This is a genomic window from Actinoalloteichus hymeniacidonis, from assembly GCF_014203365.1.
In the GTDB taxonomy this organism is placed as follows: Bacteria; Actinomycetota; Actinomycetes; order Mycobacteriales; family Pseudonocardiaceae; genus Actinoalloteichus_A; species Actinoalloteichus_A hymeniacidonis.
Map to the genome: position 1 here is coordinate 3,215,005 of NZ_JACHIS010000001.1, position 23,389 is coordinate 3,238,393.

A 23,389-nucleotide genomic window follows, 5' to 3' on the forward strand; every position below is an offset into this window, starting at 1 on the left:
AACGAGAACGTGTCCCAGCTCGACACCGAGCAGACCACCCGGGCGAACTTCGCGGCGCTGGCCGATGCACTGGCCGAGAACGTCGTCCGTGCGCTGCGTGGCATGGACGACGCCTACACCCTCAGCGCCGCGGTCGACGTCACCGACGAGAAGGGTGCCCTCGCCGCCGTCCGAGTCCTCGGGGTGGACGCCCTGGCGCCGCACCTGCTGAGCGGGCGACGGCTGGACCGGGCCGATGTCGAACTGGTGCTCGCGGGTTTGCGGGCCTTCCCGTCGCTGAGCCTTGACCGGGAGCTGCCCGCTATTCCCCGGGTACGCGACTGGCTCACGTCTTGGGCGCTAGCCTCGATGGGGGTCGCAGGTCTGGACACCGACTGGCCTGCGGAGATCGGACCCGGCTTCGGTAGACAGCCGGGCTGGGCGTCCTGGTGCACCGTGATGGCCCGGCTCTCCACACTGGCACTGCCCGGGGTGCACTGCCCACTCCACGAGGACGCGCGTCGATTCCCCGCAGACCTCGAACGCGGTATCGCCAGGTCGATTCTGCGCCGCGATCACCGCACCGCCGCCCGGCTCGCCCGATGGCGTGCCTTCGGAGGCGGTGCGAAGTCGGAGCTGTCGCTGACCTCGGTCCTGCGGCATCTGGAACTGGTGGCCGGGAACGATCCGCGAGTGCTGCTGGACGTGGTCGTCGCGACCCGCATGGTGGAGGGAATTCGGCGATGAACAAGGAGTTGGTGGCCCTGGGCCACCACCTGGCCGGTTCGGCATTCGGCTGGCTGAGCGAGGCCGCGCCGCATTTCCGACTCGTCCCGGACCTACCCGCGACCGAGGTCGACATCGGTGACAGCATCAAACCGCTGTCCGAGCTGGCATTGGCGGGATCGTTGGCGGTGCGCGAGGGCGTGGCCGGGAGCCGCGAGGCCCAGATCGCGCCGGAGATCGTCGATTTCGCCTGGCGGGAGTTCGGCTGCGGTTCGCTGCTGCTGGCCATGCAACGTCGAGCCCCCGGCGAGACCTACCCGATGGAGACCTACGCGCCCTTCGCGCGCGCGGGTCGCCGCAACCGGGACCTCGACGAGTTGTTGGTCCACCTCGCCGGGCTGCGGGCCGCCCGAGTACCCGAGCTGATGCCCAACCGACTGCTCGCGGTGGCAGGGGCTCAACGGATCATCGGATTGCCGCAACACATCGACCGGGTGGGCGCGCTGGCTCGCACCTGGCTCGGCGGCCGACCGGAACCGTGGACGATCGACTTCCTCACCGCCTACGCGGTGACCCACACGGTGTTCCACGTGACCGACTGGGGTGCGCACCCGGCGGAACTGCCCGTCCCGCTGCAGAACTATCTGCACCGTTGGCTGCCCGCATGGCTCGAGGTGTACCGAGAGGCACGGCAGTGGGACCTGGTCGGCGAGCTGCTGTTGGTCGATCTCTGCCTGGAGTCGCCGAGCTACCCGGTGTCCTGCTGGACCGACCTGGCCGAGGCGCAGCGGCCCGACGGGCTGCTGCCCTACGGTCCGTTGCCGGCGCCACGCCGGGTGGCGGAGGCGTTCCGGAGTTGCTATCACCCGACGGTCGTAGCCGCGATCGCCGGAACACTCCTGGTCTCGCGGGGCATCACCGCGCTGATCCACACACCGCAGGCCGCAGGCGGGGTCGGAGTCGGGGCATGACTCGCCCTCTGGAGCGACTGAACACCATGCTGCCCGCGTTGCTGCGCGAGTCCCGAGGCGCGTCGCTGGTGTTGGGCACCGTTGTACGGGGTCGACGGTCGGTGATCTGCCATGGTGCGCTCGATCGGGAGGGCAGGCCGCCCGCCGATGCACGCACCCTGTTCGAGCTCGGGGCGGTGACCAAGACGTTCACCGGGCTGCTGCTCGCCGAGATGGTCGAGCGCGGCGAGGTGGGCCTCGACGAACCGATCCGCACCTATCTCCCCACCGAGGTGCGGGTCCCCCGGCGCACCGGACAGATCACGCTCGGACAGCTGGCTTCGCACACCTCCGGGTTGCCTGCGGTACCCCGCAATCTCTCTCGATCTCGGGCCCGCACGCCCAATCCGTTCGAGCGCTACGAACTCGCCGAGTTGTATGCGGGGCTGAGCCGCACCACCCCGCACGGGCGGCCGGGAACGGCCGGGCCGGATTCCGCACTGGGCGTCGGGCTGCTCGGAATCCTGCTCGGAGCGGTCGCAGGGCAGGACTGGCAGCGCTTGGTGGTCGAGCGGGTCTGCCTGCCCTTGGGCTTGACCCAGACCTGCGCGGACGAACGAGAACGACCGGAGCTGCTCAGCGCCATCGGCCATCGGCGAGGCCGGAAGGTGCCACCGTGGCGGATGGGCGCATTGGCAGCGGCAGGTGCGCTCCGTTCCACCCCCTGCGACCTGTTGCGCTACCTCGACGCCCATCTACGGCCGGAGCGCACCCCGCTGGAGCGGGCGTTGTGGCGCAGCCACGAGCCTCGGGGGAGAACCCGGAGCGGTGATCAACGCTGTCTGGACTGGTTGCGACGCATCGACCCGGCCGGCGAGACGGTCTACCTCCATGCCGGTGGTACTACCGGCGCCCTGTCCTTCCTTGCCCTCTGTCCGCGCCGGGGCACCGGGTTGATGCTGGCCGCCGACGTCAACCCCGGCGGGCGGGCCCGGGTCGTCGATCTGGCCTACCGATTGTTCACCGAGATCACCGCGGATGAGGCCGTCCGCCACCGCGAGGCCGAACTCAGGGTCTGGGCCTCGGCTGCGCCCTACTCCGGGCCGTTCGAGATGCCCGCTCTCAGCGGAGTGTTGCTGCCCGAGGCGTAGTAGACGGTGGCGTCGTTCGACGCGGACTTGGCCCGATCACCGGCGGGTGCCGATGACCACGGTGGCGTTGAGTGCCTCGGAGGTCGCCACGCGGGTCGCGAGTCCGTGGTGTTCGAAGGCGTCGACGGCCCGCGACGCCTGTTGCGCGCTGGTCTCGATCAGCAGGGCTCCGGCGGGAGCCAACCACGCCGGGGCGAGGGCGGCTACCCGGCGCAGCATGTCCAGTCCGTCGGCACCGCCGTCGAGAGCATGCCGGGGTTCATGGTCACGAGCCTCCGGCGGCAGGAGTGCCACGGCGTCGGTCGGCACATACGGAACGTTGGCGACGAGGATGTCGACCCCGCCACGCAGAGCATGGGGCAACGACGAGTCCAGATCGCCCTCGTAGACCCGGCCGCCGTTGACGGAGGCCATGTTGCGTCGGGCGCATCGCACCGAGACGGGATCGAGGTCTGCGGCGTGCAACTCCACCGACGGAAGGTCGGCGGCGAGTGCGACCCCGACTGCTCCGGAACCGCAGCACAGGTCCACCACGACCGTTCGACGCGCCCGTGCCTTCGCGGTGTCCACCGAGCCGGGGGTGTCGACGGGGGCCGACTCGATAGCCTGCTCGACGAGGAACTCGGTGCGTCGGCGAGGAACGAAGACACCCGGCTCCACCGCGATGCGCAGGCCGCGGAACTCGGCCCAGCCCAGCACGTACTCCAGCGGCATGCCGTGGGTTCGGCGCCGCACCATGGCGTCGAGTTCATCGTCGTGCTCGGCGGCGGCGATCAACAGGCGTGCTTCGTCCTCGGCGAAGACACAGCCTGCGGCGCGTAGTCGTTCGACGATATCGGTGGCACGGGGCGGTTCAGGGAAGGTCGACATGATGAGCCTTTCGCGATGTCGACGGGTGCGCCCTCACCCACACGGTGTCTGGCGGACCGTGCGGCGATGAGGCGGGAGCATCCGTTCCGAGTCGGCGATGATGACTCACACCTCCTTTCCAGCGGGTCCACTACGTGCGGCGGTCACCCTACTCGCACACTTCCGGCGGCGGAGATCAAGATCGGCTTTTCGGATGCCTGTCGGCTCGGAACGCCCCGGTCCGCGAGGCGGCCCTGCAAGGACATTCCTAGCTGGCTATATTCCCAACATGGAATCTATGCTGGCCGGCATGCGGATCGATATCTCGGTCGGCGAGCTCTCGGTTCCATCGGCACCGACGATCCACCCGACGAGGGAAAGAGGAACCACCATGTCTGACGCTCTGCGCCCGGCGGGCGACAAGTGGGCGCTGCGCTTCGAGCGACGGTTGGCGCACCCGCCCAAGAAGGTGTGGCGCGCGATCACCGAGCCGGCGAACCTGAGCGAGTGGTACCCGCTCACCGTGACCGAACTCGATCCGCGCATCGGCGGAGCGATCCTGTTCCGCGATGAGGAGGGCACCGAGCTTCGTGGTGAGATCACCGAGTTCGAACCGCTGAAGGCCTTCGCGTTCCAGGAATTCGGCGAGCAGGACCGTGTCGACGACCTTCAGCTCGAGCTGCGGCCCGACGCCGACGGCTGTCTGCTGATCTTCACCCACACCTTCGCCGACAAGACCGAAGCAGCGGGAACCGAGACTGGTTGGAACCGTTGTCTCGACGCGCTCGACCAGGCGCTCGACGAACGCGGGTGAGGCACACGCAGCGCCTCGCCTCCCACTCGACGGTTCTGGCGAGTCGCTGCCTCTCGCAGGTGGGAGGGCCCGGCGGCCAAGGCTGCGAGCCGCCGGGCCGGTGAGGAAAACCGATCGACTGGCCGAACTCGGACCGGCTACGGTGTCACACCCCAGGCTGTCCGGAGGAGCCCCCGATGTCGTGCGCAAACCAGCCGGTCGTCGTGCCCGAGGGCTTGGCCCGATTCCATCAGCCTCGCCGAGCCGACGAAGGCGGCCCGGAGTGGATCGCCGCGTTGCCGACGTTGGCCGCCGAGATGCTTCAGCGCTGGCAGCTACGAGTGTCCGGGCCTGCCCGACACGGCATGGTGGCGCTCGTCCTCCCGGTGATCCGCACCGACGGCTCGCAGGCAGCGGTGAAGTTCCAGCCGGTGAACGAGGAGAACATCGGAGAGCCCCTGGGTCTGCGCCGATGGGATGGTGACGGGGCCGTTCGCCTGCTCGATGAGGACACGGCGACGGGCACCCTGCTTCTCGAACGTCTCGACGGCGGCCGTTCCCTGGCCGACGTGCCGGACATCGACACGGCCCTGCGTGTGCTCGCGGACCTGGCCGCCCGACTCAGTTCCGTTGCCGCCCCCGCCGAGCTGCGTACCCTGGCCGACATCGCCGCCGCGATGCTCGCCGACGCCCCCACCGCGGTTCCGAGACTGGCTTCTCCCGACCACCGCGAATTGGTACGTGACTGCGCGGCGGCCGTGGCCGAAGTGATCGACGAGCCCGGCGACCGACTGCTGCATTGGGACCTGCACTACGAGAACGTGCTCGCCGCCCCGGCGGGAAGCGATCGTGAACCGTGGTTGGCGATCGACCCCAAGCCACTGGCCGGTGACCCCGGATTCGAGATCCTTCCCGCGCTGGACAATCGCTGGGATGACATCACGGTCACCGGAGATGTGCCGCGTTCGGTGCTCTGGCGCTTCGACCTGCTGACCGAGGCCATGGGACTCGACCGCAGGCGCGCGGCGGGCTGGACCCTGGGTCGCGTGTTGCAGAATTCTCTCTGGGGCGTCGCCGACGGTTCGACCACGATCACCGACGACCAGACCGCCATCGCAGCCGCCCTGCTGGAGAATCGCCTCTGAACAGGCGATCGGGACGCCGGACTCGCGGAGACGCAACCGCCCGCACCGCCGCCGACTGTGACAACTCGGCCTGTGGAGCTGTCGACCATTACCCGTCTCAGCGCCGCCAACCGGCCCGACCGCGCAAAGATCACTCGTCTGAGCAGCGCGGAGTGCCGGGGTGCGCGCTGAGACTGTGAACATGACAGCCATCCCGGCCCGCACCCCTTCTCCCGAACGCCTCCTCGGCCGGTGGGGGTACCCAGCTCCTGTCGTCGATCCGGCTTATGCGCGCCTGCGGCGCCGAGGCGCCTAGCGAGTCCCCGCTGTCCGGACACACGCAGCGCCGAGGTCACCGCGCCGCAAGAATCCACATCTCGTCAACGTCCCTGGAGGAAAGATGCAGTCCATTCAGTTCGCCGAGTACGGCGGCGCCGACCGGCTGGGACTCGTGGAGGTACCGATCCCCGAACCCGGTCCGGGGCAGGTTCGGGTCGCGGTCCGCTGTGCCGGGGTCAACCCCATCGACTGGAAGCAACGCAGCGGTGCCATGGCCGATGTCGCACCGTTGGATCTACCGCACACTCCGGGCGTCGAGCTGTCCGGCATCGTCGACGCCATCGGCGAGGGCGTCGAGTTCAGGATCGGCCACGAGGTCTTCGGTTGGTCCGACAGTGGTTCCTACGCCGAGTACGCCCTGGCGACGACCGTGGTCACGAAGCCGGAGGACCTCTCCTGGCGCGATGCCGCCACTCTGCCGGTGGCGGGGGAGGCCGCGCTGCGCGTGCTGCGGCTGGGTGCAGGCGCCGGGCAAACCCTGTTGATCCACGGTGCCAGCGGTGGGGTCGGATCGCTGGCGACTCAGCTCGCCGTCGACCAAGGCGCCACCGTCCTCGGCGTCGCAAGCAAGGACAGCGCCGAGTACGTGCGATCCCTCGGCGCCACACCGGTCATCTACGGCGAGGGGCTGGTCGATCAGGTCCGTGAGATCGCGCCGAACGGGGTCGATGCCGTCTTCGATGCCGCCGGGCGCGGAGCCCTGCCGGATTCGGTGACCCTGCGAGGCGGCTCGACGGACCGGATCGTCACGATCGCCGATCCCGCCGCACAGGAGATCGGCATCCCCTTCGATTCCGGTGACCCCGCCGACCACAGCAACGACACGCTGACCCGACTGGCCGACATGGTGGTCGCAGGCAAGCTGCGCATCAAGCACGCGACGAACCTTCCGTTGTCCTACGCGGCACAGGCGCAGCGACTCAGCGAGACCGGACACAGCGGCGGCAAGATCACCCTCGACGTCAATTAGTGGACCGCCGTGCCGGCCTCGGAGCGTTTTCGAGCGGCGAACGCCGAGGTGGGGCGGCGGTGTCGGAGTTCAGTGGGTTCCCCGACACCGGACGCGCCCTACCCGGTGGTCGTCGCAGGCTGCCGGAGGAAGTCCCCCACGACCGACGCGAATTCCGCTGGGGCGTCGTCGTGCACCCAGTGACCGCAGCCGGAGAACTCCCGCAGAACGGTGTCGGGCCTGCGACGAACCATCTCCGAGGCCAGGGAGGTGGGCAGGATGGCACTGTCGAGGCCATGCACCAGCAATGCCGGACAGTGTGATCCGAGCCAGTCCGACCACCAGTCGCCGATCAAGGCCTGCTGCGAGGCCATCATGTCCTCGCGGTCGAAGAGCAACCCCCAACCATCCGGGTGTTCGACCGCGCTCTCCAGGAAGTAACCGGCGTCCGGAATGCCGTGTGCCTCGATGGCTCGACGCAGATCGCCGAGTGTCGCGGTGCGACGCGGCCAGCCCCGCACATCCAGCACCGGATGCGCCACCACAGGCTGCCGGTTGAGCGCGCCACCCTCTTCGACCACGAGCGTGCTGACGAGCTCGGGGTGGCGGGCGGCGAGCCGAAAGGCGAGGACCCCGCCCATCGAGTGGCCCAGCACTGCGACCGGACCGAGATCGAGGTGTCGGAGGAATGCCGCGACATCGGCGAGGTAGGCGTCCGGCTCGAAGTCGTCCGCACGATCGCTGTTGCCGTGTCCACGTAGATCGAGCGCGATCACTCGGAAGCCCTCACCGAGATCTGCGGCCAGCCGAGCGAACATCCGCGCCCGGCCGAAGTGACCGTGCAAGGCCACCAGGGGTGTGCCCGTTCCGCCGAAATCCCAGTAGGCCAGGCGTAAGCCTGCTGCCATGACGTGACGTTGGGTGGGCAGTGTCATCTCGATCTCGCTCCGGTCGGTGATGGTCTCGGTGTCGGCGACGAGCTCGGACGCATACTCCGTGCGGCCCGATCAGCCGTGCCGGTCGAGGATGCCCTCGACGATGCGCAGTACTCGATCACCGACTTGGTCGATGCTGCCGTTCTGTGCACTGACCTGAGCACCCTCGAGCACGAAGGTGATCTCGGCGGTGCATTGTTCGGGGTCGGACACGCCTGCCCCGGTGCACATTCCGAGCAACCGATGCGTTTGGCGGGCCTTGTGCTCCTCGATGACCCTGCGGGCGGGATGGGCCCGGTCCGGCAGCTCGGCGAGGGAGTTGATGAAGGGACAGCCCCGATATGAGATCGCAGGCAGGCTGTCGGCGATGAACCGGGCCAGCGCCATGATCTGTTCGCGAGGACGATCGGGATGTTCGGCCTCGGCACGGTCGAAGGCCGCCTGATAGTCGGCGGCGACGATTCGCAACCACTCCGCCACCAGTGCGTCCTTGGTCTCGAAGTGCCGGTAGATCGCCATCTTGGTGGTCTCGGCCTTGTCGGCGATGGTCTGGACCCCGACGCGGCGAATCCCCTCGCTGTGGAACAGCTCTTCGGCTGCGTCGAGGATGCGTTCCCGAGGAGGAAGTTTCGCGATCCTGCTCGGCCTGCCTGCGGTCGATGCCATGGGTTACTCCGTGCGATCCAGGGTTGCTCGGCCCCACGATACCAGTACGTTCTATGCGATACCGTTGAGTATCGTCCAGAACTAATCGGTACCGGGGAAGTGCGATGCGAGTCTCGGAGTACGTGAACTACGACGCGGTCGGCCTGGCGAGACTGGCCGCCCACGGCGAGGTGACCAACGCCGAACTGGAGGCGGCGGCACACGAAGCAGCGCGGGCGGTCAATCCACAGCTCAACGCCATAGTGGAGACCTGGCCCGCCGATGACCGACCGACCCCGGGAAGCTCACCGCTGTCCGGAGTCCCGTTCCTGATCAAGGACATCGGTGTCGCCATGGCGGGACGGCGGATGGAATTGGGCAGCAGGCTTGCTGCCGGGAACGTAGCCAAGGCCGATTCCGCTCTGATGCGGCGCTTCCGCCGGGCCGGGCTGGTCACCTTCGGCCGTACCGCGACACCAGAACTGGCCTACAGCATCACCACGGAATCCACGCTGTACGGCGCGACCCGGAACCCATGGCACCCGCACCGCAGCGCCGGCGGCTCCAGTGGAGGAGCGGGCGCGGCGGTCGCCGCCGGAGTGGTTCCGATCGCCCATGCCACCGACGCCGCAGGCTCTCTGCGCATCCCCGCCGCCTACACCGGCCTGTTCGGGATGAAGCCCAGCCGAGGCCGCATTTCCGCAGGTCCGGAAGCCGACGAGATCTTCAACGGCTTAGGCGTGCACGGCAGCCTCAGCCGCACCGTCCGCGATAGCGCGGCGTTACTCGACCAGATCCGCGGTCCGGAACCGGGCGACCCCTACTTCGCGCCGCAACCCGCCCGCCCCTACACCGAGGAGATCACGCGTCCACCGGGTGCACTGCGCATCGGTGTCCTACCCCAAGGCTGGGGCGGCCGCCGCACCGCCCCGCCGGTCGCCGACGCGCTCTCGCGCACCGCCCGGTTACTCGAATCCCTCGGTCACCATGTTCACGAGACCACGGCCGAGCTAGGAGTCGGCTGGGAGGAGTTCGTCCTGGCCAACGCCCGCCTGCTGGCGACGAACCTCACCGCCTCGATCGATGCACTCGCCGCCGCCTTCGCTCGCCCCGTCGACGCCTCCACCCTCGAACCGGTGGTCCTCGCGAGCCACCACTACGGGCAGCAGGTGAGCGGGGCCCGGTTCGTCGATGCACTCGCCGTTCGCAACCGCGTCGCCCGCAGCCTGGCCCGACACCTCGACACCTACGACGTGCTGCTCACTCCCACCACACCGGAACTCCCCGTGCCCCTGGGCACCTACGCCGAAGGAGCGGAGACACTCGACGGACTCGGCTGGATCGCGCGGATCCTCGACCGCTCGCCGTTCACCATGGCGTTCAACGTCGCCGGCACCCCCGCTATGTCCGTTCCTCTCACGAACGACGTCGAGACCGGTCTCCCGATCGGCATGCAGTTCGCCGCCGGATACGGCTTGGAGGACCGACTCTTCCGGCTCGCCGCCCAGCTCGAACAGGCAGCGCCGTGGTCGGGCCGAGTCCCGCCCGTGTGGGCAGGAACAGCCGGTGGAGGCGAACGACCGTGAGCCCAGGTCGAGCCCAGGGCTCACCGCCCGCACCGATGTAGGCCGACGACCGCGATCGAGTAGGTGCGACGGCTTTCGGGTAGCCCGGATTAACCAGGCCGCCGCGCGCCGGTGTCGAGCCGCGCGCATCGGCCCGCCCGGGCCTAGTCAGCCGTTGAGTCGACCGAGGGAGGCGCGATGAGCACCATCACGACCAATGACGGTACGACGCTGTTCTACAAGGATTGGGGAGTCGGAACACCGGTCGTCTTCTCACACGGTTGGCCTTTGCACGCCGACGTCTGGGACGACCAGCTCAACCTGGTAGCCGAGGCGGGCTTCCGCGCGATCGCGCACGACCGACGCGGCCACGGTCGATCCGAACAGACCTGGACCGGAAACGACATGGACACCTACGCCGACGATCTCGCCCGGTTGATCGAACAACTCGATCTGCGCGACATCGTCTTGGTCGGCCACTCGACCGGTGGCGGGGAGGTGACCCGCTATATCGGCCGCCACGGCACCGCACGGGTACGCAAAGTCGTACTGCTGGGCGCCGTCCCACCCTTGATGCTGCGAACGGAGGCGAACCCGGAAGGCACCCCGATCAGCGCCTTCGACGACATTCGCGCAGGCATCCGAAAGGACCGCTCACAGTTCTACCGGGATCTAGGCGAACCGTTCTTCGGTGCCAACCGGCCGGGGAACTCGGTGACGCAGGGTGCCAGGGATGCGTTCTGGCTGATGAGCATGCAGGCGGGCATCAAACCGGCGCTCGACTGCGTCGAAGCCTTCTCCGAGACCGACTTCACCGAAGACCTGGCCCGCTTCGACGTTCCCACCCTGATCGTTCACGGCGACGACGACCAGATCGTGCCGATCGATGCCGCGGCCAAGAAGTCCGCCGCGATCGTCCCGGACTCGACTCTCAAGATCTATCCGGGGGCGCCGCACGGCCTGGCAGGCGTCGAAGGATTCAAGGAGACCTTCCATGACGACCTGCTGGAGTTCCTACGGGGCTAGTTCGGACTTTCGCTCGGGCACGCGCGGATTGCTACCACACGTACGTGCATTAACCGAGGGCTGGGCCTGAGTTTCACCCATAAGCGCAGGAGACATGCTTGTCGCCATGCATGACGTGAACATCTGGAGCGAAGAGTTCGGCGCCGAGACGGATACGCCGATCCTCTTGATCATGGGGTCGATGTCCCAGGGCGTCCTGTGGCCGGATGAATTTATCGATCGGCTGGTTGCAGGCGGCCGCCGAGTGATCCGGTACGACCATCGAGACACCGGTAGGTCGGACACCGTCGACTTCACCGCAACGCCGTACACCTGGGACGACATCAAAAACGATGTCTACCGCGTCATGGACGCTCATGGGTTGGACAGCGCACACCTGGTCTGCCACTCGGCGGGAGGAACGCTCGGCCAGTTCATCGCGGTGGAGCGGCCCGAACGGGTGTCCTCGCTGGCGGTCATCGGTTCCTCGCCGCTGGGGGGCGGTGAAGGTGCAGTGCTCATGCGGGCTCTGCTGGGGGAAGCACAGCCTGAGGGCAGTCTGCCCGAACCCTCACCGGAATTCGTGGCCTTCTTCCGCGCGCTGATGACCGCCGCGCCGCCTGCGGACCGATCCGCTCAGATCGACGGAATGGTCGAGGAACAACGTCTGCTCCACGGCACCGGCCTGCCCTTCGACGAGGATGCAGCACGAAAGCTGCAGGAACTGATCCACGACCGGGCCCGCGACCTAACGGCCGTGGCCAATCATCGAATGGCCGCAGCAGCCAAGCCGGACTTCGAACCGGTCGGCGTGTTGAACCAGGTGAAGGCGCGCACGCTGGTCATCGAGGGCAGCCACGAGCCGGTCAAGCCGGGGCACAGCGCGGTCATCGCCGAGCAGATCCCGGGTGCGCGACTGATGATTCTGCAGGGCATGGGCCACACGTTGCCGTCGGAAGTGCACGAAGAACTGGCCGCCGCGATCCTGGAACACACCGCTGGCTGAACAGCGACCTGTCCGCCCTCGGGGCCCGGCGACACGCAGGGCGTTCCCCGCAGCTGGGCCGACGAAGACCCCCGCCAGGTGTTCTGGCGGGGGTCTCGGGTGTTGTTGCTCGGGTGTTTCTTACTGGACGTTGATGCCGCGCTCGGCCAGCCAGGGCTGGGGGTCGAGCTTCTGGCCGCCGACGTTGACCTCGAAGTGCAGGTGCGGTCCGGTGGACTGGCCACGGTTACCGATCGTGGCGATCTGATCCCCGGCCTTGACCTGCTCACCCACACTCGCGGTGAAGGTCTCGACGTGGCCGTAGGTGGTGATCGTGCCGTCGGGTGCCTGGACGCGGACCCACTGGCCGAAGCCGGTGGCCGGCCCGGCGTTGATCACCGTGCCGTCGGTGGCCGAGACCACGGGGGTGCCGATGGGGCCGGCGATGTCGATACCGAAGTGGTTGGTACCCCACCGGGCGCCGTAGCCGGAGGTGAAGGTGCCCTCGGCGGGCTTGACGAACTCCGGACGGTTGGCCTCCGCCTCCGCAGCCGCCTGCTCGGCGACCCGGGCGGAATGGGCCTGGGCCTCACCCGCGAGGGTGTGGAACTGCAGCGTGGGGGCGACGTCGTTGTACAGCGGGGCCATCGCCGCACCGGCGTCCTGCTCGGCGCTGACCTCGACACCCTGCTCGGTCGGCGCCGGGGCCTCGGAGGCTCCCGCGAGCAGCGGCTGGCCGCCCAGCAGGGAGGCACCGGCCAACGCGGTGGCGATCACGGCCTTACCGGCACGACGACGAAGAAACGGGTTACGGGTACGCAGCGTCAAAAGAACTCCAATGAGACTCGGGGGAAGAGAGAATCAACGGCCCGGTCACATCGGCCGGTCGAAGGAACGACCAACCAGCCACCACCACTCTTGAATCGAGGGCGGGCATCTCGCGTGTCTTTCGGGGTGACCCGGCGTGACGTACAAGGCCAACCTAAGCGCCGCTCACCCAACGCCACCACCGGATGTGACCCGCACCGCCACCAGGCACAAACCGGCGCGTAGAACCTCGACGCAGCGTCACCACTCCCCGCCAGACCGCCGCCCACAACGACCAGACCTCGGAGCGCCTCGCACGAAGATCGACCGAGTTAACGGGGCGGGAGAAGGGCCAAGCCCAAGCACGAACCGGCTCAGCGCTGGACACGTCTGAGGAGCAGGGGACCGGAGAGTGACGTGTGACGGGAGCGAGGACCGCCTGAGCGGGAGAAGGACTGGATGCTCCTCAGCCGGCAGACAAGCTCCCGAACAGGAGAGGAGACGGACTGAGCCTCGTCATGGTTTGCCGGATCCAACCGGCTCCGCGACCTTCAATTGAACTGGCAGATCACAGCGCTAGTCCCGCCACGAGCTGCCCCGGGTCGATGCTGGGAAGCGCGGAACTCTTCACCAGGCGCACGCGACGACATGAAGGACCAGCTCGGCACGGGCGTGGATGATCAGCCAAACGGTGCCTCACCAGATCGCCGCCTCGATACGGGCCCCGCCGTCGCGCACACAACTCGAACCTGGTTCTGTGGCGGGACCGCTGACGCAGGTCCACGGCCCAACCTCCACCGGTCCGCCACCGCCGATGCCTGGCGCGGCGCCGTCACCCAGGGCGAGGTAGTACTCCTGCATGATTCGGGTCGCCTCGAAACACGGCACCTCGCCCTGGCGAACCGTCACCTCGGCGGGGTGGTCCGCCGCCGTCATCACGATCGCTTCGCAGACCGTTCCGGGTTCGGCTGCCTCATAGGACAACGAGGCCCATCCCCACAGCATCCGGTGATCCGAGCAACGCATTCGGCCGCACTCGGCCTCGTCGATGGTCACCCGTGATGACACCACTTCGCCGAAGTGCTCTTGGTCGACGAATACGTAATCGATCTTCCTCGGGTTCTGTGACAGATAGGTCCATGGGCCAGAACGTGATCGTTGCGTGCACCCGTCGGCAGCCGTGGGATCATCGCGGCCGCATTCGGATACCTCGCGGAAGATTCCCGTACCCGGCGGCGTCACCTCCGACGAATACAACCTCGACATCAGATCCGGTTCCCCATCGGTCGGCGTCGGCGTGGCGTTGAAGTCGCCCAGCAGGATCGTCGGAAGCATCGGGTCGTCGAGCTGCCATTGCAGGTTCAGGGCGTCGAACTGCGCGGTGAATTCACTGCTATCGCTCGACATATGAGCCACACAGGCACGAACGGTGGTCGGTTCGGCGGTGTAGGCGCAAATCCCTCGGGCGGCCTCATCGAGGGGATCGTCCCCGACGCGATATGACGACGTGTCCGTGTACACCACCGATGTCAACATCGGTTCTCGGACGAGCAACGCCATGCCACCTCGATGTTCGTCGACGGCATCCTCCCGCCCGCGGACATCGGAACACTCCCGTGTCACCCGTTCGCTGTGCTGACCCGGGCCGAACGCGTACTCCATCGGATGACCCAGCTCGCTCAACGCCTCGACTAACAGCGTCACCTGGCTCTCGCAGACCTCTTGGAGTCCCACCACATTCGGGCGCCCTTGCGCGATCTGTGCGCTGAGGAAGTCCACGACCATGTGTCGACCTGGCTCGACCTCGGTGTCGACCTCACCGCGCATGATCCCCAATGCGTTGTAGGTCATGATCGTCATGGTGGTCTCGGGGTCGACCTCGGGATAGTCACCGGGCCGGACTTCTTGTGGCAATGCGGTCTCGTGCGGAGCGGCCGGGTCATCCCGACCCCGGCGGCGTGCAGCCAGCGGCGATGAGCAGCGCGGCGAGGACGAAGAACAGTCCTTTGTGGGGAGTCGCACTGGTCCGTGCCACTTGCCCGGTATGCACCGCAGTCATGAACGCTCCAAGAAGTCACCTTGTGCCACGGCGACGGTACGTCGGTGGAGCTGCCCGGCCGGTTCGATTGCCGCAGCCTCACCTATTCGGCTTCCGGTCGGGCGAACGGCCCTACCAACGCTGGGGCGAGTCGGGGCACCGGACCAGCCCACGACAGGGTCGTGACCTGTGGTTTCCGGCTAGGTCAGCAAAGTGCGCCGACGAGGCAGGCTAGGAACAACAGTGCTGGACGCGAGCGACCGGCTCGGGCGTTATGCCAGGTCAATCAGGCTTACTTGTTTCGTCATAGTTTCGTCAGGCTTCCATCGAGCTTGGCGCAGTGGGGGAGGGTCGAAACGCCGAAGTGGTCGCCGATGACGAGTCCTCATGACTAGCTCTGCGTACCACATCGGCGTTCGGAGAACCGGACCAGATTTTTTGCCGCTGGCGAGACGATCTGGGACCACGAGCCCTTCCATGCTGGTGAGGGCATGGCGTTCTCCGCATTCCCCCGACGGAGCCGCTCTCGATCTGACGGACCCGTCGGGCGAAGCGCGAGGGTCGCCTCGGTGATGCCGGTCCGATCGGGCGATCACGAGAGATCGTAGGGTTCGGGGGAGCGACCGTCCCAGATCTGACGGGATGCCTGTTCCGGGTAGGGCAGGGTCTTCGACTCGGTGTCGAGGACGCGAGTGAGGCGCCAGCCGGGCCGGTGGGCGGACCAGCCCGGGTTGCCGGTGCTGACGAAGCGGACCCATGCATCTTGGAGTTCACGAGAGATTGCGACCGCCTCGGGAGTGGGCTCATCGCCGATGAACTGACTGCAGACGGGGCTGTCCAGTGTGCCGAATGCCAGGGGCACGTCGAGGCTGTGGCAGGCACCCAGGATGCCACCGAGAACCGGGGCAACCCAGCACAGTTCGAACAGATACGAGGTGCCGCCTGCTGCGGCGTTCGCCTCGGCCAGCTTCTGCGACGGCATACGGAAGAGGGCGTCGGAGTAGACCGTCTCCACCAGCTCCTCCGGGCCTGCCTGCGGGAAAGCGGCACGGTAGGCCCGTGCGCCGTCCGGCTGTGGGGCGAGCAGTTCCAGGGCTGCGTGGGCGTCCGCCTCGGTGAAGGTGCCGTACCGCCCGCTCATGACGCTGAAGTAGCGGAATTCATCTCGGGCGTGGCCGACGAGCAGCTCGGTTCCGTTCGCGCGCGCCCCGGTCAGCGCGGACCAAGGCGATTCCGGGAGGACCTCGCCGTCGACGACGGGACACAGCGCGGTGCCGGTCTCCGTGAGGCGTCCCCAGCTCGCCCGGTGCGCGTGGAGGCCGGCGTTGAAGGAGGTGAGCTCGGCCGCCAGGTGCCATGGGTCGATGTCACGCAGGGCCTCTGCGGTGGGGGCCGCCGCGCCGAGCCGGTCCGCGAAAGCCGAGGTGACCTGCCGTGCGAGCGCGGGGGTGCTGTGCATCCCCGGCACCGAGTGGGCGATGGCTCGCCGGAACAGTCCGCGCGCTGACCTCATCGTCAGCAGGGCGGCGACCGAGCCCGCCCCGGCGGACACCCCGCCCACGGTGACCTGGCCGGGGTCGCCTCCAAAGGCGGCGATGTTGCGCTGCACCCACTCCAGCGCCGCGATCTGGTCGAGGAATCCGCGGTTGGGCGGCGCGTCGTCGAGGAATGCGAATCCCTCCGCGCCCACGCGGCAGTTGATGGTCACCACGACGACTCCCGCCACGGCCAGCGCCGCCGGGTCGTACATCGGGTCGCTCGACGCCGCCGCGAGGTAGCCGCCCACGGGGATCCACACCAGCACCGGCAGTCCCGCCGCGCCGGGATCCGGAGTGCCGACGTTGAGCGTCAGCCAGTCGGTGCCCTGCGGGGACACGGCGATCGGCAGGGATAGCGGCACCACGGGGCCGAACTCGACCGCCTGCCTCGTCCCCTCCCAGCGGTGCGGCGGAGCGGGCGCGGCGAACCGGAGCGCTCCGACCGGGGGTTGGGCGTAGGGGATGCCGCGGAACACCGCGTGTCCCTGCCGCCAGCGCCCCTGCACCACGCCTTCCGTGGTCCGTACTTCTGGCTGTTCGGACATGAGAATTCCTCCCTCGAAGCGGAACCCGAGGTTTATAGGTCAACTGTATTATGTCGACTGTATTGTAAAACTACGGATGGGAAGCGACCTTGCCGAAGCAGGTGGATCACCACGGACGCCGCGAAGCGATCGCCCGCGCGCTGTGGCGGGTGGTGGAGCAGCGCGGCATCACACAGTTGACGATGCGCGTGGTGGCGCAGGAGGCGGGCATGTCACTCGGGCAACTGCAGCACTACTTCGCCTCCCGGACCGCCATGCTCTCCTTCGCCATGGACCTGGCATCCGAGCAGACCTCGGCGCGCGTACACCAGCGACTCGAAGAGCTTGGTGACCGCCCGCACCCTCGTGACGTGCTGCGCCTGACGCTCGCGGAAATGCTCCCCCTGCACTCCGACGCGCGCGCGACCAGCCGGATGAGCGCTGCCTACGTCCTGGAGGCGCTGCACGACGAGGCCGTGCACGAGCAGGCGCGCCGCGGCCTCATCCAAGGGCGGGCCCTCGTCGAGCGGCTGGTCCACCAGGCGATCGACGACGGGTACATCGACTCCGGCCGCGACCCAGCGACCGAGACCAACCTGCTTCTCGCTCTCACCGGCTTGACCCCCCTGATCGAACTCGACGTGATCGAGCCCCAGGACGCGATCGCCGCAATCGACGTGCATCTGGACCGGCTGTTCAGGAGTACGTGACCGGCGCCTCTCTTCCGGCCCCGCGTCCATCCGAGCGAGCTCTACGCACCTGTTGGCCGTACAGCTCATTCCGTTTACGTTTTTTAGAAACGTTTCATACGAAACGATATGGTGAGAACGCAGCGTGTCGACACCGGCACTCATCCTGACTACCGATAAGGTTCACTTATCGGTAGTCAGGAAAATGAGCCCATCCGGGCGAGTATTTGATGCGTTTCGTTGAAAACGTTTTAACGCTACGGATACTAGGCTTTGGATCATGACGACTCAGGAAACTTCGGAGGGGTCGATCGCCGCCGGCGATGGGGCGGCCGGCGGCGACGTGACGGACCCGAAAGCGCACGAATGCAATTACCCGGGGTGTCAGCGGCCGGTACGTCGCGCTGGCGGACCGGGAAGGCCCTCGGAGTACTGCGACCTCGCCGAACACACGCGTTGGCGGGCCTGGCGTGAACGTCAGCGGCAAGCGCAGAGTGCTCCGCCAGCGGGAATTAACGTCACCGTGACGAAACAAGCTGGACCGGTTACCGCAGCGAAGATCAGGGCAGATGATCTGCTCACCGAGTTCCGCAGCCTCGCCAACCAGGTTTCGCAGACGATGACCCAGGCGGTCGCCGAACTCAACACGCTGGCCGATCCTGGCGTGGCCGAGGAACAGATCCAGACCGTGCAGGCCGAGGCGGCTCGGCGGATCGCCGAGGCCGAATCCAGTGTTGCCGAGGCCGAACGTCGACGCCGCGCCGCCGAGACCGGTAAAGGCGCTGCGGTCGAGGCGGCGGAGGATGCGGCGACCTCGGCCGAGGCAGCCGAACGGGACGCCGAGGCCGCTCGGGAGGAACTCGCCGCACTGCGGGTCCGAGCCGAGGAATCCATTCGGCAAGCGGCGCTCGACACCGAAGCGGCTCGCAACGAAGCCGAGGTGTCGATCGCCGCTGCTCGACGGCAGGCCGAGGAGCGTATCGAGGGTATTCACGAACAAGCCGTTCGCGACACCGAGAATGCTCGCCGGTCGGCAGCCCAGGAGGTCAGTGATCTCCGTCGCGCCGCGGCCGAGGAGGTCAGTGCGGAACGCTCGGCCCGGGAACATGCCGCCGTCCGCGCCGAACGCGCCGAGGTCTCCGCCCAACGTGCCGAGCAGGCGACCCAGGACGCTCGAGCCGAGCTCGACCGAGTGCGCGCCGAACTCGTCGAGGTGCGACGCGCAGCCGCCCTCGATGTGGAACGTTTGCGCTCGGAAGCCGCCGACCAGCGTGCGGACCTCCTACGCGCCGCCGAGGATGCCCGCGCGGCCGCCGATCAACGGCTGAGTGCGTTGGAGGAGGTGCGCACCCTGGCCTTGGCCCGAGCCGAGAGAGCCGAAGCTCAGGTCGACTCGCTTACCGAACAACTCCGTGCACAGCGTGGCGGCTCCTGACACGGACGTCGACCAATCTCGCCCCGCCAACGCTGGCAAGCGCACCACCAGCGCTAACGTCGGCGATAACCCGGGTGTTGTCCGAGAACAGGTCGTCGAAGTCAACCAGACCCGGTCGTGGTCCGCAGCGGAGGTGCTCGGCCTTCGAGCATCTCCGCCAGGGGTGTTGCGGGGGCGTACGGCTACCCCCTGGATCCCCGACCCTGGCGAACACCACCCAAGGCGGCGTGCACTCGACCGACGAGTCTGCTCGGACTGCCGGGGCGCCCTGCGACCAGGCCCGGTCAGCGAGATCGTCCACGGTCGTCGAGTGATATCCGAACGAATACCCAGATTCGTGCCTGTGCCGGTGCCACCCACGCCGAATAGTGCCGCACCAAGCTTCGTGGAGCGCGAATCCGCAGTGTCACGCCCGGTTGGGCCTCGTGTGCGACGACCTCGGCGGCGGGTCCTGGAGGAACCCTGACGGAGACCCGATCGCGGAACAGGTGCCCGCCGGTGCGCAGTCGGAGGATGCCCTCGCGCTACTCCCGGGCGAGTAGTAGGCCGCGCCTGGCCGGTGTGGAGCCGAAGCCCGCCGGGCCGAGTGCTCGGTGCGCGGTGTTCACGCCGTGGGTGATCGGCGCACGTCACCGAATCAATGGGCCAGCCGGGTCCTCGGCCAGCCACTCTCGGAAGGTCCGAGCGGGGTGTCCGGTGATGCGTTCGATGGAGTTGTTGATGGTGGCCGGGATTCCGACCGACGAGGCCGCCACGTCGATGAGTGTCGTCAGGACTTCTGCCGGCAGCCACGGGGGTCGCCGCGCCAATGCCTCCTCCTTGGTCAGTTCGTCGATCGGTATCTCCATGCCGAAGTGCTCGCCGATGGCGGCGACGACCTCACGTTGGGTGAGTGATTCCGGGCCGGTCAGTACCAATGTCCGGCCTCGGAATCGCTGCCGTGTGAGGAGTTCGGCGGCGACGTCGGCGATGTCCTGGATGTGGATGGGGGAGAAGGCCGCGTCGGGGTGGGCTAGGCCGAGCCGACCGGTGGTGCGGATCTCCTCGGCCCAGTCGCGCCGAGGGTTGGTGGCCAGCCAACTGGGATACAGCACGGTGTGGTCGAGTCCGGATTCCTCGAGCATGCGTTCCACCGTGCGGTGTGCGTGGCCGATACGTGCGTCGAACTCAAGGGGTTCATAGGCAGCCGGGGAGGAGAGGAGGACGGTGTATCGGACTCCCGCGTCGCGGGCCTGCGCCAGGAACGCACTGATATCGCCGAAGGTGGGGTAGAGGAACATCGTGTCGATGTCACTGAGGACGTCTTCGATGTCGTCGGCTGCGGTGAGATCGAGGGCAGCGGTGTCGACACCATTGGGCAGGTCAAGGGTCCTCGGGTCGCGGGCGGTGGCCCGTACCGGATGGCCCGCCGCTGCCAGGGTGTCGACCAGCAGCCGGCCGATGTTGCCTCGTGCCCCGGTGATGAGAGTGGTCATGCCTCTCGCTTCCTGATCTTCTCGAGCTCGAGCAGCTCACTAGAGTTTGCTTTCAAAGCAAACTAGATTTGCGGGCAAAGTTAACCCGTGTGGTGCTCGGTGTCAATCGGTTCCTGCCACGAGAAGGCGGGGCATGTGTGCGCACGATCACGAGCGATACCTGGCCGCAGGCCGGCTACCATGTCTTCTCGTAATTGTGGAGGTGACGCGGGTGACGCCCCGATCGTGGTCTCACGGACCCGACCGCGCAGCCGGTCCGAGGAGCGTGTCCCGTTGCCGCGACCATGAATGTGATCGGCGGGGACACCGCGAACCGCTGCGGGAAGTGGCAGCCACTGACCCCCTGCCACCGATGCGCAGGACGTATCGCCGCGATGAGCTGCGGCGCGGACTCGCGCCGCAGACGCAGCCGATGCTCACCCGACAACTCCGGGAGCTCGATGCCGACGGTGTGTCGTGAACCGCAGGGTGCACGCCGAGGATCGACGGCGTGATCACACAGATGATGACAGGGACAACGAAGTACCGTGTCCCGTCCGCGGACGGATCACCGGCCACCGCTGAACTCGACTCCGAAGACGACCGCAAGGAGACCCACCCGGCATGAATCTCCTCTTTCGGCTGCTGTGGCTGCGCATTCGTTCGCGTCGCTGGCCGAGAACCGACATCTGGGCGGGGACTCGAACCCCTTTCCGGGTCACGCTGACCGATCTCGACCTGCAGATGCACATGAACAACGGCAAGTACCTCTCACTGCTGGACCTGGGCCGTATCGACATGATGAACCGGTCCGGTCTCTGGTCGAAGGTCCTCGCCAAGGGCTGGTACCCGGTGGTGGCAGGCCAGACCATCACCTATCGCAAGTCACTCAAGCTCGGCGAACGCTTCGCCATCCACTCGCGCATCGCGGGTTTCGACGAGCGTGCCGTGTATATCGAGCAGTCCTTCTACTGCGGAACCGACCTCTACGCCCGAGCCACCGTCAAAGCCCGCTTCCTCAAGCGTGCAGGCGGGTCGGTATCGCAGCAGGAACTGGCCGACCTCGTCGGAGGTTTCCCCGAGGACCTGCAGCTGCCGGACTGGATCACCGACTGGTCCGACGCCACGCGCCTGAAGTCGGCACGGTCCGCAGGCTGAGAAGGCGCACCCGCAGCTTCCGCAGTGTGTGAGGGTTCCCGACCCCTGCCGACTGCGGACGGCGACGCCCTCCTCCGACCATCCCGACCGGGGTGGGCGTCGCCGACAGCGGCTCGATCGTCGGCTCGGCAAGCGCCATCGACCCGCCGAGCCGGCGACCTAATCACGACAGCGGCCGATCATGGGTTGTTCCCCGGTAGCGACCATCGAGTGTCCTTGCCGCTAGCACGCCCTCGTCGCCATGGCCGGGCCCGCCGCGCGATCGAACGGGCCTTGCGGCAATCCTGGTCGCACATCGCTCCGACCAGCGAGATCGTCAGGGTAGCCAAGCTCGTGAATTCTCGGCCCGGCGCCGCGTTCGCCCCCTGTAGGCAGTGGACCGAGCCTCTCCGCCACGCAGCTACGTCACCGTGACGAAACAAACTCGGATGGAGGGCCTCCACACCGACGCCCCGCACAGTCTCGATCCACGGACGAGAATTGCGTTTTCAGTGGGCCGGTTCTCACCGAATGCGGCCGAGTCGATCAGTCGCGGGTGTCGCTTTGCGGGTGGACCGGTGGGAAGGGCACGTCGGCGAGAAGCGGCACCAGGACCGATTCCTCGTAGTCGAGGTGTGCCAGGAGCCTCCTCGCCATGCCATCCAGCTCGTCGCGAAAGCGGTGTGGATCGGCGCTGGTGATGTCGCGCAGCAGCGCGACGAGATCCTCCTTGATACGCGCGATGTCCAGGTGTTCCGTACCGAGCCTGTCGAAGGCCTCCCGCAGGTGCGGGTGATACCCGGCCATCACGGGAAAGATGTGGGCGTCCTCGCTGGTGTGGTGGAACTCCAGCGTCCCGCAGAAGGCCAGGCAATGTTGGCGGATCTGCATGCCGAGGCTGGGTACGAATGCGGGGTCCGGGTGTTGCTCTCGCGCGGCGAAGTACGCCTCGGTCTCGGCACGCACCTGACTCAACTGAGCCCGTAGCCAGGCATGAATCTCCAGGATCTTGTCGGCCAGAGTGGTGATCGTCCGGCGTGCCGCCGCCGGTGTCTCCCAGCGTTCCAACACCACGACAGGTAGTTCTCGGGCGGTGTTGGCCTGGTAATCGCCGTATCCGGGCGCTGCGCGCACCACTGCGGCGAATAGTTGGTCCCGCCGGTCGCCCTCGGCGGGGACGGCGATAGCGTCGAACTCCGCATCGCCGAGTTCGACTCGTACCTCGGGATGGGCGAGCAGGTTGTGGTACCAGTCCGGGTGGCGGGGTGCGCCGAGATACGACCCCACGATCAGCAGCAGTCCCTCGTGGTGCACGTACCCGAGCGCAACGGTGTGCTGCTTCTTCGATCGAGCACCCGTGGTCGTCAGCAATAGCAGGTCGCTGTCCGCTAGCGGGCCGCTGATCTTTCCTCCGTTGGCACGGTATTCGTTGATGACGGCGTCGTTGAACGATATGGACATAGGGGAGCTCCGTGAGTAAGCGTGCGCCGCATCGCTGCGGCGTCATGGAAGACAGCACAAGACAGGCGACATCGAGGCACGCGTGACCACCACAGTCACGAACCCGAGGGCTCTCGCCTCACCGGGTACCGCAACCGAGGGCAGCATGGAGACGACGTCGAGTTGGTGCGCCCGCATCGCCCATGGCGGGACGCGCGCGACGGCGCGTTAGATCAGATTCGAGGCACGGAGTGGAGACTCATCACATGACCCCTTGCTGAGCAGGTGTTCGCCAGACTGCCGACCTGCCCACTACTCTCTGGTCGGTGCCC

At 67.4% G+C, this 23,389-nt stretch carries 21 protein-coding genes; 13 read left to right on the forward strand and 8 right to left on the reverse strand.

All coding sequences use genetic code 11. From position 1 onward, the window contains the following. Positions 1-9: 9 nt before the first annotated feature. From BKA25_RS13020 to BKA25_RS13030, 3 genes are read left to right on the forward strand one after another with little or no spacing between them, the layout of a single operon-like run. Positions 10-726, forward strand: coding sequence for a hypothetical protein (locus BKA25_RS13020; protein ID WP_157421074.1), 717 nt, complete (start codon positions 10-12; stop codon positions 724-726). Beyond that, positions 723-1,676, forward strand: a complete 954-nt coding sequence (locus BKA25_RS13025; protein ID WP_069849502.1) for a DUF6895 family protein — start codon at positions 723-725, stop codon at positions 1,674-1,676. The genes BKA25_RS13020 and BKA25_RS13025 overlap by 4 nt, the downstream gene beginning before the upstream one ends. Then, positions 1,673-2,806 (forward strand): serine hydrolase domain-containing protein, encoded by a 1,134-nt coding sequence (locus BKA25_RS13030; protein WP_069849500.1) that lies wholly within the window; start codon positions 1,673-1,675, stop codon positions 2,804-2,806. Before BKA25_RS13025 ends, BKA25_RS13030 begins: the two co-directional genes overlap by 4 nt. Before the next feature lie 36 nt (positions 2,807-2,842). On the opposite strand, the gene BKA25_RS13035 is transcribed toward BKA25_RS13030, so the two are convergent. Next, the gene (locus BKA25_RS13035; RefSeq protein ID WP_069849498.1) at positions 2,843-3,676 is read right to left on the reverse strand and encodes a putative protein N(5)-glutamine methyltransferase; all 834 of its coding nucleotides are present in this window, start codon (positions 3,674-3,676) and stop codon (positions 2,843-2,845) included. A 370-nt stretch (positions 3,677-4,046) separates the two neighbouring features. Between BKA25_RS13035 and BKA25_RS13040 the strand changes: the two genes are divergently transcribed. The 3 genes from BKA25_RS13040 to BKA25_RS13050 all read left to right on the forward strand — a co-directional run bounded on the left by BKA25_RS13040 (position 4,047) and on the right by BKA25_RS13050 (position 6,881). After that, positions 4,047-4,469 (forward strand): SRPBCC domain-containing protein, encoded by a 423-nt coding sequence (locus tag BKA25_RS13040; protein ID WP_069853698.1) that lies wholly within the window; start codon positions 4,047-4,049, stop codon positions 4,467-4,469. Between the two features lie 176 nt (positions 4,470-4,645). Then, positions 4,646-5,593: an aminoglycoside phosphotransferase family protein gene (locus BKA25_RS13045; protein ID WP_069849496.1), complete on the forward strand. Its 948-nt coding sequence runs from the start codon at positions 4,646-4,648 to the stop codon at positions 5,591-5,593. Between the two features lie 379 nt (positions 5,594-5,972). Beyond that, entirely contained in the window at positions 5,973-6,881 is a 909-nt protein-coding gene (locus tag BKA25_RS13050; RefSeq protein ID WP_069849494.1) for an NADP-dependent oxidoreductase, read from the forward strand. Positions 6,882-6,979: 98 nt separating this feature from the next. On the opposite strand, the gene BKA25_RS13055 is transcribed toward BKA25_RS13050, so the two are convergent. Next, positions 6,980-7,795: an alpha/beta fold hydrolase gene (locus BKA25_RS13055; RefSeq protein ID WP_069849493.1), complete on the reverse strand. Its 816-nt coding sequence runs from the start codon at positions 7,793-7,795 to the stop codon at positions 6,980-6,982. Positions 7,796-7,867: 72 nt separating this feature from the next. Continuing rightward, positions 7,868-8,461, reverse strand: a complete 594-nt coding sequence (locus BKA25_RS13060; RefSeq protein ID WP_069849490.1) for a TetR/AcrR family transcriptional regulator — start codon at positions 8,459-8,461, stop codon at positions 7,868-7,870. A gap of 104 nt (positions 8,462-8,565) precedes the next feature. On the opposite strand from BKA25_RS13060, the gene BKA25_RS13065 reads away from it, so the two are divergent. From BKA25_RS13065 to BKA25_RS13075, 3 genes are all read left to right on the forward strand, one after another. Then, complete coding sequence (locus BKA25_RS13065; protein ID WP_069849488.1) at positions 8,566-10,026, forward strand: amidase; 1,461 nt, start codon at positions 8,566-8,568, stop codon at positions 10,024-10,026. Positions 10,027-10,203: 177 nt separating this feature from the next. Continuing rightward, positions 10,204-11,031 carry an alpha/beta fold hydrolase gene (locus BKA25_RS13070; protein ID WP_069849486.1) on the forward strand — a complete coding sequence of 276 codons (828 nt, stop codon included), beginning with the start codon at positions 10,204-10,206 and terminating at the stop codon, positions 11,029-11,031. Between the two features lie 106 nt (positions 11,032-11,137). After that, positions 11,138-12,016, forward strand: coding sequence for an alpha/beta fold hydrolase (locus tag BKA25_RS13075; protein WP_069849484.1), 879 nt, complete (start codon positions 11,138-11,140; stop codon positions 12,014-12,016). Positions 12,017-12,136: 120 nt separating this feature from the next. Here the strand turns inward: BKA25_RS13075 and BKA25_RS13080 are convergent, their stop codons facing one another. The 3 genes from BKA25_RS13080 to BKA25_RS13090 all read right to left on the reverse strand — a co-directional run bounded on the left by BKA25_RS13080 (position 12,137) and on the right by BKA25_RS13090 (position 16,923). Continuing rightward, positions 12,137-12,823 carry a M23 family metallopeptidase gene (locus BKA25_RS13080; protein ID WP_236750847.1) on the reverse strand — a complete coding sequence of 229 codons (687 nt, stop codon included), beginning with the start codon at positions 12,821-12,823 and terminating at the stop codon, positions 12,137-12,139. Positions 12,824-13,498: 675 nt separating this feature from the next. Beyond that, a complete protein-coding gene (locus tag BKA25_RS13085) occupies positions 13,499-14,653 on the reverse strand; it encodes an endonuclease/exonuclease/phosphatase family protein (protein ID WP_172803790.1) in 1,155 nt (384 codons plus the stop codon). Between the two features lie 779 nt (positions 14,654-15,432). Next, complete coding sequence (locus tag BKA25_RS13090) at positions 15,433-16,923, reverse strand: carboxylesterase/lipase family protein (protein WP_069849480.1); 1,491 nt, start codon at positions 16,921-16,923, stop codon at positions 15,433-15,435. Between the two features lie 89 nt (positions 16,924-17,012). Here BKA25_RS13090 and BKA25_RS13095 point away from each other — a divergent pair, with 89 nt between their 5' ends. Next, positions 17,013-17,612 (forward strand): TetR/AcrR family transcriptional regulator, encoded by a 600-nt coding sequence (locus BKA25_RS13095; RefSeq protein WP_069849478.1) that lies wholly within the window; start codon positions 17,013-17,015, stop codon positions 17,610-17,612. A gap of 502 nt (positions 17,613-18,114) precedes the next feature. Then, positions 18,115-19,026, forward strand: a complete 912-nt coding sequence (locus BKA25_RS13100; protein WP_216637833.1) for a coiled-coil domain-containing protein — start codon at positions 18,115-18,117, stop codon at positions 19,024-19,026. A 629-nt stretch (positions 19,027-19,655) separates the two neighbouring features. On the opposite strand, the gene BKA25_RS13105 is transcribed toward BKA25_RS13100, so the two are convergent. After that, positions 19,656-20,501 (reverse strand): SDR family oxidoreductase, encoded by an 846-nt coding sequence (locus BKA25_RS13105; RefSeq protein WP_069849476.1) that lies wholly within the window; start codon positions 20,499-20,501, stop codon positions 19,656-19,658. Between the two features lie 352 nt (positions 20,502-20,853). Here BKA25_RS13105 and BKA25_RS13110 point away from each other — a divergent pair, with 352 nt between their 5' ends. Continuing rightward, positions 20,854-20,961 (forward strand): winged helix-turn-helix transcriptional regulator, encoded by a 108-nt coding sequence (locus BKA25_RS13110; RefSeq protein ID WP_172803789.1) that lies wholly within the window; start codon positions 20,854-20,856, stop codon positions 20,959-20,961. Positions 20,962-21,104: 143 nt separating this feature from the next. Next, positions 21,105-21,638, forward strand: a complete 534-nt coding sequence (locus BKA25_RS13115; RefSeq protein WP_069849474.1) for an acyl-CoA thioesterase — start codon at positions 21,105-21,107, stop codon at positions 21,636-21,638. A 525-nt stretch (positions 21,639-22,163) separates the two neighbouring features. Here the strand turns inward: BKA25_RS13115 and BKA25_RS13120 are convergent. Next, on the reverse strand, positions 22,164-23,078 hold the full coding sequence (locus BKA25_RS13120) for a nitroreductase/quinone reductase family protein (RefSeq protein ID WP_069849472.1): 915 nt from the start codon (positions 23,076-23,078) through the stop codon (positions 22,164-22,166). Positions 23,079-23,389: the final 311 nt, after the last annotated feature.